General features: G+C 71.6%; 11 protein-coding genes. 5 read left to right on the forward strand and 6 right to left on the reverse strand.

From position 1 onward, the window contains the following. The first annotated feature begins 47 nt into the window (after positions 1-47). Positions 48-2,219 (forward strand): 3-hydroxyacyl-CoA dehydrogenase NAD-binding domain-containing protein, encoded by a 2,172-nt coding sequence (locus ACFYZL_RS08450; RefSeq protein ID WP_384752127.1) that lies wholly within the window; start codon positions 48-50, stop codon positions 2,217-2,219. Between the two features lie 66 nt (positions 2,220-2,285). Here the strand turns inward: ACFYZL_RS08450 and ACFYZL_RS08455 are convergent, their stop codons facing one another. From ACFYZL_RS08455 to ACFYZL_RS08470, 4 genes are all read right to left on the reverse strand, one after another. Then, the gene (locus tag ACFYZL_RS08455; RefSeq protein ID WP_388677239.1) at positions 2,286-3,257 is read right to left on the reverse strand and encodes an antibiotic biosynthesis monooxygenase; all 972 of its coding nucleotides are present in this window, start codon (positions 3,255-3,257) and stop codon (positions 2,286-2,288) included. Further along, on the reverse strand, positions 3,254-5,980 hold the full coding sequence (locus tag ACFYZL_RS08460) for a molybdopterin-dependent oxidoreductase (RefSeq protein ID WP_384752121.1): 2,727 nt from the start codon (positions 5,978-5,980) through the stop codon (positions 3,254-3,256). The genes ACFYZL_RS08455 and ACFYZL_RS08460 overlap by 4 nt, the downstream gene beginning before the upstream one ends. After that, entirely contained in the window at positions 5,977-6,804 is an 828-nt protein-coding gene (locus tag ACFYZL_RS08465; protein WP_384752146.1) for an FAD binding domain-containing protein, read from the reverse strand. Before ACFYZL_RS08465 ends, ACFYZL_RS08460 begins: the two co-directional genes overlap by 4 nt. A 182-nt stretch (positions 6,805-6,986) precedes the next feature. Beyond that, complete coding sequence (locus ACFYZL_RS08470; RefSeq protein ID WP_384752118.1) at positions 6,987-7,715, reverse strand: MerR family transcriptional regulator; 729 nt, start codon at positions 7,713-7,715, stop codon at positions 6,987-6,989. Between the two features lie 85 nt (positions 7,716-7,800). On the opposite strand from ACFYZL_RS08470, the gene ACFYZL_RS08475 reads away from it, so the two are divergent. Both ACFYZL_RS08475 and ACFYZL_RS08480 read left to right on the forward strand, forming a co-directional pair. Next, on the forward strand, positions 7,801-9,633 hold the full coding sequence (locus tag ACFYZL_RS08475; protein ID WP_388677243.1) for an AMP-dependent synthetase/ligase: 1,833 nt from the start codon (positions 7,801-7,803) through the stop codon (positions 9,631-9,633). A gap of 98 nt (positions 9,634-9,731) precedes the next feature. Then, positions 9,732-10,364, forward strand: coding sequence for a DUF2461 domain-containing protein (locus tag ACFYZL_RS08480; RefSeq protein ID WP_384752114.1), 633 nt, complete (start codon positions 9,732-9,734; stop codon positions 10,362-10,364). 83 nt (positions 10,365-10,447) lie between these two features. Here the strand turns inward: ACFYZL_RS08480 and sph are convergent, their stop codons facing one another. Further along, complete coding sequence (gene sph / locus ACFYZL_RS08485) at positions 10,448-11,434, reverse strand: sphingomyelin phosphodiesterase (protein WP_384752111.1); 987 nt, start codon at positions 11,432-11,434, stop codon at positions 10,448-10,450. A gap of 222 nt (positions 11,435-11,656) precedes the next feature. On the opposite strand from sph, the gene ACFYZL_RS08490 reads away from it, so the two are divergent. Continuing rightward, complete coding sequence (locus tag ACFYZL_RS08490; RefSeq protein ID WP_388677247.1) at positions 11,657-12,565, forward strand: oxygenase MpaB family protein; 909 nt, start codon at positions 11,657-11,659, stop codon at positions 12,563-12,565. A gap of 6 nt (positions 12,566-12,571) precedes the next feature. On the opposite strand, the gene ACFYZL_RS08495 is transcribed toward ACFYZL_RS08490, so the two are convergent. Further along, positions 12,572-14,098, reverse strand: coding sequence for a M1 family metallopeptidase (locus ACFYZL_RS08495; protein WP_388677250.1), 1,527 nt, complete (start codon positions 14,096-14,098; stop codon positions 12,572-12,574). Between the two features lie 612 nt (positions 14,099-14,710). Between ACFYZL_RS08495 and ACFYZL_RS08500 the strand changes: the two genes are divergently transcribed. Continuing rightward, a complete protein-coding gene (locus ACFYZL_RS08500) occupies positions 14,711-15,568 on the forward strand; it encodes a hypothetical protein (protein WP_384752102.1) in 858 nt (285 codons plus the stop codon). Positions 15,569-15,583: the final 15 nt, after the last annotated feature.

The raw sequence follows: 15,583 nt of genomic DNA on the forward strand, positions 1-15,583 counted from the left end.
CGTCCTGTATCCCCCCAGACCTCCTCTCTGACACGGAAGTAGCGAACATGAGCGAGTCCACCACGATCCGCTGGGAACAGGACGAGACCGGCGTCGTCACCCTGATCCTCGACGACCCCGACCAGTCCGCGAACACGATGAACCAGGCCTTCAAGGACTCCATCGCGGCCGTCGCCGACCGCGCCGAGGCCGAGAAGGACTCCATCCGCGGCATCATCTACACCTCCGCCAAGAAGACCTTCTTCGCGGGCGGCGACCTCAAGGACATGATCCGGCTGCGCCCCGAGGACGCGCAGCTGGCCTTCGACACCGGCACCGCCATCAAGAGCTCGCTGCGCCGCATCGAGACCCTCGGCAAGCCCGTCGTCGCCGCGATCAACGGCACGGCCCTCGGCGGCGGTTACGAGATCTGCCTGGCCTCCCACCACCGCGTGGCGCTCGACGCCCCCGGCTCCAAGATCGGCCTGCCCGAGGTCACCCTCGGCCTGCTCCCGGCCGGCGGCGGCGTCACCCGCACCGTCCGCCTCATGGGCATCGCCGACGCGCTGCTCAAGGTGCTGCTCCAGGGCACCCAGTACAACCCGAAGCGCGCCCTGGACAACGGCCTCGTCCACGAACTGGCCGCGACCCCCGAGGAGATGCTGGCCAAGGCCCGCGCCTTCATCGACGCGAACCCCGAGTCGAAGCAGCCCTGGGACGTCCCCGGCTACAAGATCCCGGGCGGTACGCCGTCCAACCCGCGGTTCGCCGCCAACCTCCCGGCCTTCCCGGCCAGCCTGAAGAAGCAGCTGAACGGGGCCCCGTACCCGGCGCCGCGCAACATCCTCGCCTGCGCCGTCGAGGGCGCGCAGGTGGACTTCGAGACCGCGCTGACCATCGAGGCCCGCTACTTCACCGAGCTGGTCACCGGGCAGACCGCGAAGAACATGATCCAGGCGTTCTTCTTCGACCTCCAGGCCGTCAACGCGGGCCGCAGCCGCCCGCAGGGCATCGCCCCGCGCAAGGTCACCAAGGTGGCCGTGCTCGGCGCCGGCATGATGGGCGCGGGCATCGCCTACTCCTGTGCCCGCGCGGGCATCGAGGTGGTCCTCAAGGACGTCACCGCCGAGGCCGCCGCCAAGGGCAAGGCGTACTCCGAGAAGCTGCTCGACAAGGCGGTCTCCCGCGGCCGCACCACCGAGGCCCAGCGCACCGAGCTGCTCGCCCGCATCACGCCGACCTCCGACGCCGCCGACCTGGCGGGCTGCGACGCCGTCATCGAGGCCGTCTTCGAGGACACCGCCCTCAAGCACAAGGTGTTCCAGGAGATCCAGGACGTCGTCGCTCCCGACGCGCTGCTCTGCTCCAACACCTCCACGCTGCCCATCACGGGCCTGGCGGAGGGCGTTTCGCGGCCCGTCGACTTCATCGGGCTGCACTTCTTCTCGCCCGTCGACAAGATGCCGCTCGTCGAGATCATCAAGGGGGAGCGGACCGGCGACGAGGCCATCGCCCGCGCCTTCGACCTGGTCCGCCAGATCAACAAGACCCCGATCGTGGTCAACGACTCGCGCGGCTTCTTCACCTCGCGCGTCATCGGCCAGTTCATCAACGAGGGCGTGGCGATGGTCGGCGAGGGCATCGAGCCCGCCTCGATCGAGCAGGCCGCGGCCCAGGCCGGGTACCCGGCCAAGGTCCTCTCGCTGATGGACGAGCTCACCCTCACCCTCCCGCGCAAGATCCGCAACGAGACCCGCAAGGCCTTCGAGGCCGAAGGCCGGGCGTGGTCCGAGCACCCCGCCGACACCGTCATCGACCGCATGGTCGACGACTTCGGCCGCCCCGGCCGCAGCGGCGGCGGCGGCTTCTACGAGTACGACGAGAGCGGCAAGCGCACCCGCATCTGGCCGGGCCTGCGCGAGCACTTCGCCAAGCCGGACGCGGAGATCCCGTTCGAGGACATGAAGGAGCGGATGCTCTTCTCCGAGGCCCTGGACACCGTCCGCTGCCTCGACGAGGGGGTCCTCACCTCGATCGCCGACGCCAACATCGGCTCGATCATGGGCATCGGCTTCCCGGCCTGGACCGGCGGCGTGATCCAGTACATCAACGGTTACGAGGGCGGCCTGCCCGGCTTCGTGGCCCGGGCCCGCGAGCTCGCCGCGCAGTACGGGGAGCGCTTCACCCCGCCGGCCTCCCTGGTGGAGAAGGCCGGCCGGGGCGAGACGTACTCCGACTAGCGCGGTGCACGCGGAAGGCGGGCCGGTTCCTTCCCGGCCCGCCTTTCCGTTCCGGGGACCCATCGGTCAGGGCAGCGTCCAGAACTGCCGGGTGACGAGGTAGAAGACGATCGCCCAGAACCCGAGCGCCGCCGCGACGATGCCGAGTCCGACGAGGTTGGTCCGCAGCGGCGGTGCGTCCGGCGCGGGCCACAGCCACCGCTTGAGCAGCCGGTTCACGTAGTACGGCATCGTGAAGAAGCTCATGGCGAGGCTCGACAGCAGGTTGCCGATGAGCAACCCGATCCAGATCGGCAGCTTCAGCGGGGACAGGGCGAGCGCGAGCAGGACGACGGTCGGGTAGAGGCCCACCCAGACCGCGATGGCGGTCTTCGTCTCCGACGGTGGCGGTGCCTCCTTGCCGTTCTCCTCGAAGGCGAACCAACTGCCGAACGAGTTCTCGATCTTGTGCAGTCTGAAGTCGTGGAACTTCTCCCCTTCGGCGAGCATCTGCCGCCGCGCGTCCGACGTCAGCCACGCGTCGAGGTGTTCGGCGTTGTCGTAGCGGTACAGGGTGGTCCACTCGTCCTGGAGGCCTTCGATCGGGCGGAAGATCTCCGTGCCGCGGAAGCCCGGGAACCTGCCCTCCTCCTCGCTCATCCGGCGCTGCCACTGGAGGAAGTCGTCGACCTGGTCCGGGTGGACCCGGTGGGTCACCACCACCGTCACCAGCGGGTCCGTGGGCCGGCTGCCGCCACTGATCACCTGCTGCGTTCCGGGCCCGTCGAAGAACTTCTCCCCGATGTCGAGGAGCCGCTGGCGGGTCGCGCCGTTCATCCAGGCCTGCAGATGGGCGATCGAGTCGAACCGGTAGACGACGACCCAGTCTGGCTGCAGTTCCGTCGGCGGGGTCACCTCGGCGCCCAGGTGCCCGGCGTAGCGGGAGGCCGCGGCGTTGACGCCCTCCTGCCACCTCTCGTACTCCCGGTCCATGCCGGGCCGGATCCGGTGGCCGATGATGACGGTGGCGGCCGCGTCCGCCTGCTGCCCGGTGGTCATCGTCTCGGGCCGGACCGGGCCGACTGGCTCTCACCGAGCCGGCTGTAGATCCGCTCCGGGGTGAGGGGCAGTTCGCGGTAGCGGACTCCCGTGGCGTCGCGCAGCGCGTTCGCCAGCGCGGGCGCCACCGGGTTGATGCAGCACTCCGCCATCCCCTTCGAGTGCATGGCCCCGACCGAGTCGGAGGAACTCACCAGGAGCAGGTCGGTGCGGGGGACGTCGGCGTAGGTGGGGATCCGGTAGTTGCGCAGGTTCGGGTTGGCCATGACCCCGTCCGCGTCGACCATGAAGTTCTCGGTCAGCGCGAATCCGATGCCCTGGGCGACGCCGCCGTCCACCTGGCCGCGCACCTGCTCCGGGTTGATGAGCACGCCCGCGTCGGCCGCGTGGACGCTGTACAGGATGCGGATCTCGCCCGTCACCCGGTGGACGGCGATGCGGAACCCCTGCGTGTTGGAGGTGACGCTGCGGGGCGAGCCGTAGGCCTTGCGGGCGGCGGTGAACCGGATCCCGCGCTCCCGGGCCACGGCGACGAGGTCGGCCAGGGGCACGCGGTCGTCCCCGCACATGACGTGCTCGTCGTCCATCGAGCACATCACGACGTGGACACCCGTCTCCGCGGCGGCGAACTCCAGGATGCGGTCGCGCACGGCGCCCGCCGCCCGGAGGACGGCGTTGCCCGCCACGAACAGTCCCGCACTTGCGAAGGCGCCGGTGTCGAACCCCGTGCGGTCGGTGTCCGACTGCACCAGGCGGATACGGGACGGTGTCGTACCCAGCTGGTTGGCCGCGATCTGCACGTGCGCGGTCGAGGTGCCCTCGCCGAACTCGACGGTGCCGATGGCGAGTTCGTAGACCAGGTCGTCGCCGAGCGTGACCCAGGCCTCGGAGATGTGCTCGGTCGGGGGAGCGGTCTCGTGCATGGAGCTCGCCACGCCGGTCCCCACGAGCCACCCGGGGCCGGGGGAGGGCTGGTCGGCCGTCCGGGCCAGCTCGCCGGCCACGAGGTCGATGCACTTGGCGAGCCCGTCCTCGTTGAACATCACGTCGTCCGGGCCGTCGTGCAGCGCGACGAGCGAATCGCCGGGGCGCACGATGTTGCGGCGGCGCAGTTCGAGCGGATCCATGTGGAGGGCGAGGGCCAGTTCGTCCATCGCGCACTCCACGGCGAAGGCCGGCTGGGTCATCCCGTACCCGCGCAGGGCGCCGCTCGGAACGGTGTTGGTGTAGACGGAGTAGGCGTCGTACTTCTTGTTGGGGCAGCGGTAGAGCATGACGGCGGCGCCGCCCGCGTACAGGGTCTCCCCGCCGTGGTTGCCGTACGCGCCCGTGTTGGAGACGTTGCGGACCTGGAAGGCCGTGAGCGTGCCGTCGTTCTTCGCGCCGAGCTTGACGGTCAGCTTCATCGGGTGCCGGGGCGAGGCGGTGGTGAACTCCTCCTCGCGCGTGAACTCGAAGCAGACGGGCTTCCCGGTGTCCAAGGCGGCGAGGGCGACCAGGTCCTCGGAGATGACCTCCTGCTTGCCGCCGAAACCGCCGCCGACGCGCTTGCAGAAGACGCGGAGCTGGTCGGGGCGCAGCGCGAACAGGTAGGCCAGTTTGACCTTGGCGATCGACGGCGACTGCGAGCTGGTGCGCACGTTCAGCCGGCCGTCCTCCATCCACGCGATCGAGCCGTGGGTCTCCAGGTGGGCGTGCTGCACGCGCGGGGAGAAGTAGGTGCCCTCGTGGATCACGTCGGCCGCCGCGAACCCCGCGTCGACGTCACCGATGTGCGAGTGGAGCTCCACCAGGAGGTTGTGGACGGAGTCCCTCACGAACGGGTCGGGCGAATCGTGCAGTTGGGGCGCCCCGTCCGCCATGGCCTCCTCGGGGTCGAAGACCGCCGGCAGCACCTCGTACTCGACGACCAGCCTGCGGCAGCCCTCCTCCGCGGCCCCCACCGTGTCGGCGACGACGACGGCGACGCGCTGTCCGGCGAAGCGGACGACGTCGTCGAGGATGTACGTGTCGTCCGGATCGACGAGGTGGTCGGTGTGGATCGCCGTGGTGAACCGCCTGCGCGGCACGTCCTGCCAGGTGTAGACGCGCTGCACACCGGGGACCGCGAGTGCGGCGGTCTTGTCGATCGACACGATCCGGGCGTGGGCGTGCGGCGAGTGCAGCACCTTGAGGTGCAGCATCCCTTCCATCCGGGTGTCCATCGTGAACTCGGCCCGGCCGGTCACCACGTCCTCGGCGGCGGGGGCGCCGACGCTCTTGCCGACGGCCTTGCCCGGGGCGGCCGTCTGCACGTGGGCGACGCCCTTGACGGCGTCCTCGATCCCCCGGTAGCCGGTGCAGCGGCAGAGGTTGCCCTTCAGCGACCGGGGCAGGTCGGCCTTCTGCTCCTCGGTGAAGGTCGCCGAGGTCATGATCATCCCCGCGGTGCAGAAGCCGCACTGGAAGCCGGGGGCGTCCCGGAACCGCTGCTGCACGGGATGCAGGTCGCCGGGAGATCCGAGCCCCTCGATCGTGGTCACCTCACGGCCCTCCGCGCGGAAGGCCGGGGTGATGCAGCTGTGCACCGGAACGCCGTCCAGCCAGACGGTGCAGGCGCCGCAGTCGCCGGCGTCGCAGCCCTTCTTGACGCCGAAGTGACCGAGCGCGCGCAGGAACGTGCGCAGGCACTGGCCGGGTTCGGGCTCCGCGTCGAAGTCCTGTCCGTTCACGAGGTAGGTCATGCCGGGCCCCCAGCGATGATTTCACCGCGGATCTCTTCGGCGAAGTGCCGCGTCAGGTGGCGACGGTGGTCGGGTGTCCCGTTGGGGTCGGCGAACCACACGTCGGCGGGTATGGCGTCGATGCTCTCCCGCAGGGTGTCGGCATCGGGCATGCTGTCGAAGGCGAACCGCACCGGCCGCGTGGTGCCCGCGGTGACGGTGAGCAGCAGATTGCTCGTTCCGGGCGTGTGCGTGCCGATGAGGAACACGGTCGAGCGGCCCAGGTGGGTCAGGGTGAACCGGCGGTGCGCGGCGCGTTTGCGCAGGGCGTGGGCCGGGATGTCGATGCGGCGCAGGATCTCCCCGGGCGCCAGGACGTTGCGGTTGTTCCCGGTCACGAAGTCCAGGGCGTCGACGGTGCGTACGGACCCGTCGGCCGCCCACAGCTCGTACCGTGCCTCCAGCGCGACCGTGAGCGTGATCATCGGACCGGCCGGCAGCGACATGCAGATGTTCCCGCCGACGGTCGCCGCGTTCCAGACCTTGAAGGACGACAGGAACGCCTCGCAGGCCATCGGGATGAGGGTGCCCGCGGTCCACTCGGCCGGCGGCGCGAAGGCGTACAGGTCGCGGACGGTGCACGTGGCACCGATCTCCAGACCGGCGTCGCTCGGCACGAGGGGGTCCCAGGCCAGCGACGTCAGGTCGACCAGCCGCCGCAGGTCGGGCTGCTCGGTCGAGAACAGCCAGGTGCCGCCCGCGAGCCAGGCGTCCCCGTCGTGCCAGTCGGAGCCCGGCCGGTCCGCCGGCCGCCGGACGACTTCGGTGATGGTGTTGAGGTCCATGAGTACGAGCTCCCTCACGAAGGCGATCGTGAACTGCTCAGGGGTGGACCGGCCCGGCACGGAGCTTCCCCTTCACGGTACCCAGTACGACCGGGCCCCGCGCGGTGAGACCGCGCCGGTGCCCAGCCCGCCTCGTGCGGATATCGCCCGACCCGAGCCCGGCACGATCCGAAGGAGACGACCTACCGCTCGCCGGATTCGAAAGCGGCCCGCAGCTCCTCCCGCAGGGACCGCTGGAAGGCCGTCACCAGGGCCTGCACGACCATCGGCTGCATGTGCGCCGACAGTGCCTTCATCGACTCCACCCGCTCCGGATCGCTCTCGCCCTCCGTGAACGGCCGCCACACCTCGTCCCGGAACAGCGCCGTCAGCTCGTGCGCCGCCGACCGGGCGTGGTCCATCAGCACCGTGCGCGCCGCCAGGATCGTCTCGTGCGCGATCGGTACGTCGAGCAGCGCGACCCCCAGCCGCAGCAGCCCCACGTCCACCCGGAACCCGTCGCCCGAGGCCGCGAGCACGTTCATCGCCGTCAGCCTGCGCACGTCGGAATCCGACAGGGTCCGCCCGGCCCGCTTCTCCAGGTCCGCCCGCGACACCTCCTGCGCCGCGTCCGGGGCCCAACTCGCCACCATCGCCCGGTGGATCGCCAGGTCGTGCGCGCTCAGATCGTCCGGCAGGGCCTCCAGATAGCGCCGGCAGGCCGACAGCGTCATCCCCTGGTGCTGGAGCTCCTCGATCAGGGCCAGCCGGGACAGGTGCTCCGGCCCGTAGTGGCCCACGCGACGAGGTCCGATCACGGGAGGGGGCAAAAGCCCGCGCGTGCTGTAGAACCGTACGGTGCGCACGGTGACGCCCGCCCGGGCCGCCAGCTCGTCGACGGTGAGCGTCGGCTCGGGTGCCTGGTCGGCCATCGTCTGCGCCTCGCTCTCTGCTCCACAGCTTGGGTTCAACAGTATTGCTGTCGCACCAACGATGTGAAACGGCCAGGAGCTGCCCATGACCACGAACCTGCGACTGCCCGGACGACCCGAAGAGATCACCTTCCCCGCCCTGCTGGCCCGCAACGCCGCCGAACACGGGGACCTGCCGGCCCTCTCGTGGCGCTCGGGCGACGGCTGGGAGACCCTCACCTGGAGCGAGGCCCGCCGCAAGGTGGCCGTCCTCGCCTCCGGCTACGCCGCCCTCGGCGTCGAGCGCGACGAGCACGTCCTGATGATGATGGGCAACCGCCCCGAGCACTGGCTCAGCGACCTCGCCCTCGTCCACCTCGGCGCCGTCCCCGTCACCGTGTACGGGACCTCCGCGCCCGAGCAGATCGCCCACATCGCCCGCCACAGCCGGGCCAGGATCGCCGTCGTCGAGGGCGCCCGGGAACTGGCCCGGTGGGAGCCGCTGCTGGCCGACGCCGACACGCCCCTGGAGCGCCTGGTCGTCGCCGAACCCGCCGAGGCGGGCCCGCACCGGACCTACGGGTCCCTGTACGCGAGCGGCGCCCGGCTGCACTCCGCCGAGGCCTTCGAGAAGGCCTGGCAGGACACCGCCCCCGAGGACCCGCTGACCGTCGTCTACACCTCGGGCACCACCGGCGACCCCAAGGGCGTCCGCCTCACCCACCGCAACCTCGTGCTCCAGGCCGTCCGCCTCGACCGGCACGTCGAGTTGCCCGAGCACGCCGAGCACATCTGCTACCTGCCCTTCGCGCACATCGCCGAGCGCGTCCTCGGGATCTACCTGCCCCTGCTGCGCGCCGCCCACGTCCGGCTGTGCGCGGACCCGACCGCCGTCTCGGCCGCCGTCCGAGAGCTGCACCCCGTGCAGTTCTTCGGAGTGCCCCGGGTCTGGGAGAAGCTCGCCGCCTCCGTACGGGCCGTCCTCGCGCAGCTCCCCGAGGAGCAGCGGCGGGCCATCGAGGCCGCGGGCGACCTGGCCCGCGCCCGGGCCGGCCACAAGGAGCGGGCCGAGGAGGTCCCGGCCGCACTCGAAGCCTCGTACGCGCAGGCCAAGGAACAGGTCCTGGACCCGCTGCTGCGCCTCGCGGGCCTGGACCGGCTGGTCTGGACGGCCAGCGCCACCGCGCCCATGCCCCTCGACGTGGTGCGCTTCTGGGCCGGTTGGGGGATCACCATCATGGACGCCTGGGGGCTCACCGAAACCTCGGGCGTGTGCACGGTCAACAGCCCGGACGGCTTCCGGCTCGGCTCGGTGGGCCGCGCGATCGAGGGGCTGGAGTTGAGGCTCGCCGAGGACGGAGAGGTCCTCACCCGCGGCGAGACCGTCTTCGCCGGCTACCTGCGCCCCGACGGATCGGTGGACGCCGCCGCCGACGCCGAGGGCTGGTTCCCGACCGGGGACATCGGCCGGCTCGACGAGGACGGGTTCCTCTGGATCACCGACCGCAAGAAGGAACTGATCATCACCTCGAACGGCAAGAACGTCTCGCCGGCCCTGGTGGAGAACACGGTCAAGGAGCACCCGCTGATCGGCCAGGCACTGGTGCACGGCGACGGCCGTTCCTACCTGGTCGCCCTGCTGGTCCTGGACGCGGAACTCGCCCCGGTGTGGGCGGCGGCCAGGGGCATCGAGGCCGCCTCGCCCGGCGAGCTCGCCGGGCACCCGGCCGTCCGGGAGGAGATCGCCCGCGCCGTCGAGGCGGCCAACGCGAGACTGAACCGGACCGAACAGATCAAGAAGTACCGGCTGCTGACGGAGGAGTGGGGCCCCGAGACGGGCGAGCTGACCCCGTCGCTGAAGCTCCGCCGCCGGGTGGTCCGGGAGAAGTACGGGGACCTGATCGAGGGTCTGTACGAGGAGCCGCGCGACCGCGTGTGACCCGGGTGGACGAGTCCGGTGGGTGGGTCACCGCCCACCGGACGGGGCCGGGCGACCCGAGGGCTGCGTGGCGCGGCCCGCCGGTGTCTACTGGCGTCATGGCCTTTTCCGGTTTCCCCCAGGAGGCGTTCGCCTTCTACGAGGCTCTGACCGCGGACAACTCCAAGAGCTTCTGGACCGCGCACAAGGAGACGTACGAGTCGGCCGTCCGCGAGCCGATGCAAGAGCTGTGCGCCGAGCTCGAAGCCGAGTTCGGCCCGGCGAAGATCTTCCGCCCGTACCGCGACGTCCGGTTCTCCGCCGACAAGACGCCCTACAAGACCCAGCAGGGCGCGCACACCTCACAGGGCTACTACGTCGCGGTCGACGCCGACGGCCTCATGGTCGCCGCCGGGCTCCACGGCCCTTCCGGCGAACAGCTCGCCCGCTATCGGGCCGCCGTGGACGCCGACCGGTCGGGCAAGGAACTGGCCGCCATCCTCGAAACCCTCCGGGCCGACGGGTTCGAGCGGGCGGGCGAGCGGCTGAAGACCCGACCGCGCGGCGTCGCGGCCGACCATCCCCGCCTCGACCTGCTCCGCCACCGCAGCATCTACGCCCACCGCGGTTGGCCGCCCGACCCCTGGGTCGGCACCCCCGAGGCCCTCGACCGCGTCCGTACGTCCTGGCGGGCCCTGCGCCCGTTCGCCGAGTGGTGCGCCACGCACGCCGGAGCTCCGGGGGAGCGGTAGCCGGGCCGCGAAGGCCTCGGCGGGGTGGTGGGGGTGCGATCCGGCGGGCCCGGGCCGCACCCCTCGCTTCCGGACGGGACGGCCTAGCGGCCGATCAGCGGGTAGTGGTCGGAGAGGTTGGTGTAGGTGTAGGAGGTGCCCCAGCTGGAGACGGTCCAGGGCGCCGACTCCTCCTTGACCACGTTGTTCTCCCAGCCCGCCGGACGGGCGTTGCCCTTGCGGTACAGGACGTAGTCCAGGTCCTCGCGGGGGTCCGTCGGGTAGCGGTAGTTGGCGATCGAGTTCAGCGCGGTGTCGAAGGAGTACGGGTGGCCCGTCCGGGTGTCGGAGGGCGCCAGGTCCGCGTTGGCCAGCATGGAGGCGAGCTCCGGGGTGCGCGAGTCGACGTTCATGTCGCCCGCCACGATGACCTGCTCGTTCGCCGGGATGTTCTTCCCGTCCAGGAACGCGTCTATGGAGCGGAACTGGCGGGCGCGCATCTCCGCCGCCTCGCCCGCGCCGCAGCCCGGGTCCGTGGACTGGGCGTGGGTGCCGACCACGTGCACCTTGGTGCCGTTCACGTTCAGCACCACGTACGCGAAGCCCTTGTTGGACCACCAGTCGGCGCCGCAGGCGTCCTTGTAGACCACCTGCTCCTTGCGGATGATCGGCCACTTGCTGAGCACCATGACGCCGCCGTCCTCCGGGGTGGTGGAGGAGTACGAGCCGCCGGTGGCGTCCCAGCCGCTCTTGCTGCGGCCGACGACCGGGGTCGCGTACGGGTACTGCGCGGCCGCGTTGGCCCTGAGCGCGTCCGAGGCGCCGTTGTCGAAGGCCTCCTGGAGCACGACCACGTCGTGGCCCTGGAAGAAGGAGGCCTTCGGGATCTCCGCGGCCCGGTGGTCCTGGCCCCAGTTCGGGTACAGGTTCTTGCTCATCAGGAACACGTTGTACGACAGGACGCTGAGCCGGGGCGCGGTGGCGCTCTCCGCGGCCGTGGCGGCGGGCGCGGTGGTGGCGGCCAGGGCGCCGGCGGCGATAGCGGCCACGACCGCGGCGGCGGCGCGGTGACGGCGGGGGGAAGACAGCATGAGGACTCCATCGTTCCTGCGGGGGAAGATCGGCTCCGCCATCCAAGCAGCCGCGGTTACCTCTGGGTAACACCCGTGCAGCGACTTTCTGTCCGGCCCGCGACAAGGTGGCGACCCGGGCCCCGAAGGGTGTCGTGCGACGCTCGACGGATCGGGCTCGGCGGCCCGATCCGTCCGCAGGTCATACTGGGTACCGGCGGGATCGACACCCTGGGGGAGCACATGGACGGGACCGAGCGGCGGGCGGTCTCCGGGGCCGGGACGCACCGGACGCCCGGCGGTCGGACCGAGCCCGAGCCGCCCCCGCCCGGCGGCGTGCTGTGGACCATCGCGGGCGACGTCCGGGCCCTGCTCATGCTGCCCGCCGCCTTCACCCTCCAGGTCGCGCACCCGGCCATCGGGGCCGGCGTCGACCAGTACTCCGTGTTCCGCACCGACCCCTGGGGCCGCGGCGAACGCTCCCTGCGCTCGGTCCAGCTGTGGGTGTACGGCGGCGAGGAGGCCGCCGAAGAGGGCCGCCGGGTGCGCCGCCTGCACAAGGACATCCGGGGCACGGACACCCGCGGCCGCCCGTACCACTCCCTCGACCCGGCCTGCTACGCCTGGGTCCACGCCACCGGCTTCCCGATCTACCTCTACGCCGGGCGCTACCTGCTGCGCCGCTTCACCCCCGCGCAGGAGCGGCAGCTCTACCGGGAATGGCTCCAGGTCGGCCGGATCCTGGGCCTGCGCGACCGGGACATGCCGCAGAGCGTCGAGGAGTACTGGACGTACTGGGGCCGGATGCTGGCCGAGGAGATCGAGCCGACCAAGGTCGCCCGCGAGCTCCTCGCCACCGACGTGCCGCTGCCCCGGCCCGAGGTCGACTCGTCCGCCGCGCGGCTCCTGCTGCGGCTCACCTGGCCGGCGCTGCGCGCCGCGTTCCTGCGCTTCCGCGCCTTCGTCACCGTCGGGTACATGCCGCCCGAGGCGCGGGCCGTCCTCGGGCTGGAGTGGAGCCGGACCCAGGAGCGCCGGCTGCGCCGGTTCAGCACGGCCGCGCGGATCCTCGTACCCCTGCTGCCCGAGCGCCTGCGGTACCTGCCCATCGCGCGGGCGGCGCGCGCCCGCCGGCACGCCGCCGCCCGCTGACGGGACTCAGCGCCCGGCGTGCTCCGTGTGCTCGTGGATCGTGTTCGTCTCCGCGATCTTCTTCCAGGACTTCGGTTCGGTCTTGGCGGCCGGGGCCGAGAAGGAGCGCGCGGAGGCACTCGGAGCCGTCGGGTTCAGGGCCGAGGCGTCCGGCTTGCCCGGGGTGTACAGCCAGGTCTGGAAGAGCTGCGCGAGGGGCTGCCCGGAGACCTTCTCCGCGTACGAGACGAAGTCCGCGACCTTCGCGTTGCCGTAGGCGCGCTCGGTCGGCCAGCCCTTGAGGATCGCGAAGAACTTCTCGTCGCCGATGCGGTTGCGCAGTGCCTGGAGCGCGATGGCGCCACGGTCGTAGACGGCACCGTGGAACTGGTTCTCCGGACCGGGGTCGCCCGGCTTGACCTGCCAGAACGCGTCCTCCGCCGGGCGCAGCCCGTACGCCCAGTCGGCGAGCTCCTGCGCGGTGCCCTCGCCCTCCTTCTCCGACCACAGCCACTGGCTGTAGCGGGCGAAGCCCTCGTTGATCCAGATGTCCTTCCAGCCGTCCACGGAGACGCTGTCGCCGTACCACTGGTGGGCCAGCTCGTGCACGACCACCGAGACGTTCGCGCCGTTCTGGAACTGGCGCGGCCCGTAGAAGGGGCGGGTCTGCGTCTCCAGCGCGAAGCCGGCGGTCACGTTCGGCACGTAGCCGCCGAGCGCGTTGAAGGGGTACGGCCCGAAGACCCCTTCCAGCCACTCCGCGACCTCGCCGGTCCGCTCCACGCTCGCGCGCGCCGCGCCCGCGTTGTCGCCGAGGTCCTTGCTGTAGGCGTTGAGGATCGGAAGTCCGCTCGCGGTCTTGTCGGTGGTGATGTCGAACTTGCCGACGGCGAGGGTGGCCAGGTAGGTGGCCTGGGGCTTGTTGGAACGCCAGTTGTACCTGGTCCAGCCGAGCCGAGAAGTCTGCGACTGGAGCACGCCGTTGCTGATGGCCTGGGTGCCGTCGGGGACGTTGACGGAGACGTCGAACGTGGCCTTGTCGAGCGGGTGGTCGTTGCTCGGGAACCACCAGATCGCCGAGTCGGGCTCCTGCGCGGCCACACCGCCGTCGGGCGTGCGCTGCCAGGCCGTCCAGCCGTCCACCTTCAGCTCGGAGGGCTTGCCCGCGTACTTGACGACGACGGTGAGCGGGGTGTTGCGGGCGACCGCCTTGGCGGGGGTGACCTCCAGCTCCTGGGCGCCGGAGGTGGCGAACTTGGCCTTGACGCCGTTGACCCTGATCTCGCTGACCTGGAGCCCGAAGTCGAGGTTGAAGCGGGACAGGTCCTGCTTGGCGGTGGCGAGGAGGGTGGCGGTTCCCTCCAGCAGGTCCGTCTGCGGCTGGTACTGCAGGCGCAGGTCGTAGTGCGACACGTCGTATCCGCCGTTGCCGCTGGCCGGGTAGTAGGGATCGCCGATACCCGGGGCGCCCGGACCGTAGCTCGCCGCGGATGCCGGGATCACCAGCAGCAGGGAAGCGGCGAGCACGCTCGGGGCGATGACTTTGCGGTGCACGAATGGCTCCAAGTGGTAGGGGAGACGGATTGGTTCGGCTGTTGTCGTCCGACCGTATTCACGCGTGGCGCATCAGGTCATGTCCATGGCCCCTGCTGTCACACGATCGCCATTCGGCCGTCACGCTCCGCTGAGCGGTACGGTGCCCCCGGCTGTGCCGCCGGGTGCGGGCTGCGCCGGCGCGGGGCCGTGGCCTGCGGTTCGACCGCCGGAGCAGGGCCCGTGGATGCGGTGGCGCGGGCCGGCGGATGCGGTGCCGGGCACGGGGCAGCCCCCGGCCGGGCCCCGTGGATCGGCCGGATTTCCCCGCATCCTCGTCCGGAACCACCCCGCTGCCCCGCTCCGTCCTTGCCCGCCTTGCCCGGCCATGCCGGGGGCCGGGGGGCCTGCGGGGCCTTCGCCCACCCCGCCCCTTCCCGAAACCGGCGGCTCCGCTCCCGGCTCCCCGGTCCGGGGCTCCGCCCCGATTCCCTTGCCTCGAAGGCCGGTTGCGCCCCGCGGGGTGGGTGGGCGTCCACGGGCCGGATGGGTGTGCCCGCAGGCATCGCGGGTCGGCTGCCCGCGAGGGCGCAGGGCTTCCCGACATACTGAGCAGTCGGTAACCTGCCCGGCATGACGATTCCCCCGCTCGCGGCCCGGCATTGTTGGCACGCGGCCATCAACCCGCTGCACTCGACGATCTACTTCTCGCCGGACACCGCCAAGGAGTTCGCCGCCCTGGGGATCACCGACCCCGTCGCCGTCAACCTCGCCCAGCGCTCCGCGGCGATGGGCGCCGTCGGGGCCGGGTCCGTGACGGCCGCGTTCTACAACTACAGCCACGACCACGTCGCCCGGTTCCTGCCCGCCGTCTGGGACACCGCCGGACCCGAACAGGTCCTCGCCGCCCGACTGCGGGCCGCCGACACCACCCTGCGCCGGCTGCTCGGCCCCGAGACCCTGGGCTCCGCCGAACTCGCCGAGGCCGCGGACCTGGCGATGCGCGCCACCGAGGGCTGCACCCGGCACGCCCGCGTCCTCTACGCCGCCCACGCCGACCTCCCCGTCCCCGAGGAACCCCACCTGAGGCTCTGGCACGCCACGACCCTGCTGCGCGAGCACCGCGGGGACGGTCACCTCGCCGCCCTGCTCCTCGCGGGACTCGACCCCGTCGAGGCCCTCCTCAGCCACACCGCCACCGGCAGGGGCATGAGCCCGAAGTGGATCAAGCGCATCCGCGGCTGGGACCAGGCGGACCTGGACGCCGCCGCGGACCGGCTCCGCGCGCGCGGAGTGCTCGACGCGGACGGCACCCTCACCGAGCACGGCGCCGCCCTGCGCGAGCGGCTGGAGACCGACACCGACCGCCTCGACGCCGCCCCGTACGAGCACCTCGGCGCCGAAGGCCTCGCCCGCCTCGCCGAACTCGGCGGCGCCGTGGTCCACCAGGCCATGGCCGCCGGCGCCTTCCCGCCGGACCTGCGCGGCTGACGGACGGGGCTCCCG

The sequence above is a fragment of the Streptomyces sp. NPDC001717 genome (genome assembly GCF_042892775.1).
GTDB lineage: Bacteria > Actinomycetota > Actinomycetes > Streptomycetales > Streptomycetaceae > Streptomyces.

What these genes read in the sequence shown, in the direction of transcription:
- ACFYZL_RS08450 (WP_384752127.1), top strand. Translation starts at nt 48, where the DNA reads ATGAGCGAGTCCACCACGATCCGCTGGGAACAGGACGAGACCGGCGTC.
- ACFYZL_RS08470 (WP_384752118.1), bottom strand. Translation starts at nt 7,715, where the DNA reads ATGGCCGACCAGGCACCCGAGCCGACGCTCACCGTCGACGAGCTGGCG.
- ACFYZL_RS08500 (WP_384752102.1), top strand. Translation starts at nt 14,711, where the DNA reads ATGACGATTCCCCCGCTCGCGGCCCGGCATTGTTGGCACGCGGCCATC.
- ACFYZL_RS08465 (WP_384752146.1), bottom strand. Translation starts at nt 6,804, where the DNA reads ATGGACCTCAACACCATCACCGAAGTCGTCCGGCGGCCGGCGGACCGG.
- ACFYZL_RS08455 (WP_388677239.1), bottom strand. Translation starts at nt 3,257, where the DNA reads ATGACCACCGGGCAGCAGGCGGACGCGGCCGCCACCGTCATCATCGGC.
- ACFYZL_RS08480 (WP_384752114.1), top strand. Translation starts at nt 9,732, where the DNA reads ATGGCCTTTTCCGGTTTCCCCCAGGAGGCGTTCGCCTTCTACGAGGCT.
- ACFYZL_RS08460 (WP_384752121.1), bottom strand. Translation starts at nt 5,980, where the DNA reads ATGACCTACCTCGTGAACGGACAGGACTTCGACGCGGAGCCCGAACCC.
- ACFYZL_RS08490 (WP_388677247.1), top strand. Translation starts at nt 11,657, where the DNA reads ATGGACGGGACCGAGCGGCGGGCGGTCTCCGGGGCCGGGACGCACCGG.
- ACFYZL_RS08475 (WP_388677243.1), top strand. Translation starts at nt 7,801, where the DNA reads ATGACCACGAACCTGCGACTGCCCGGACGACCCGAAGAGATCACCTTC.
- sph (WP_384752111.1), bottom strand. Translation starts at nt 11,434, where the DNA reads ATGCTGTCTTCCCCCCGCCGTCACCGCGCCGCCGCCGCGGTCGTGGCC.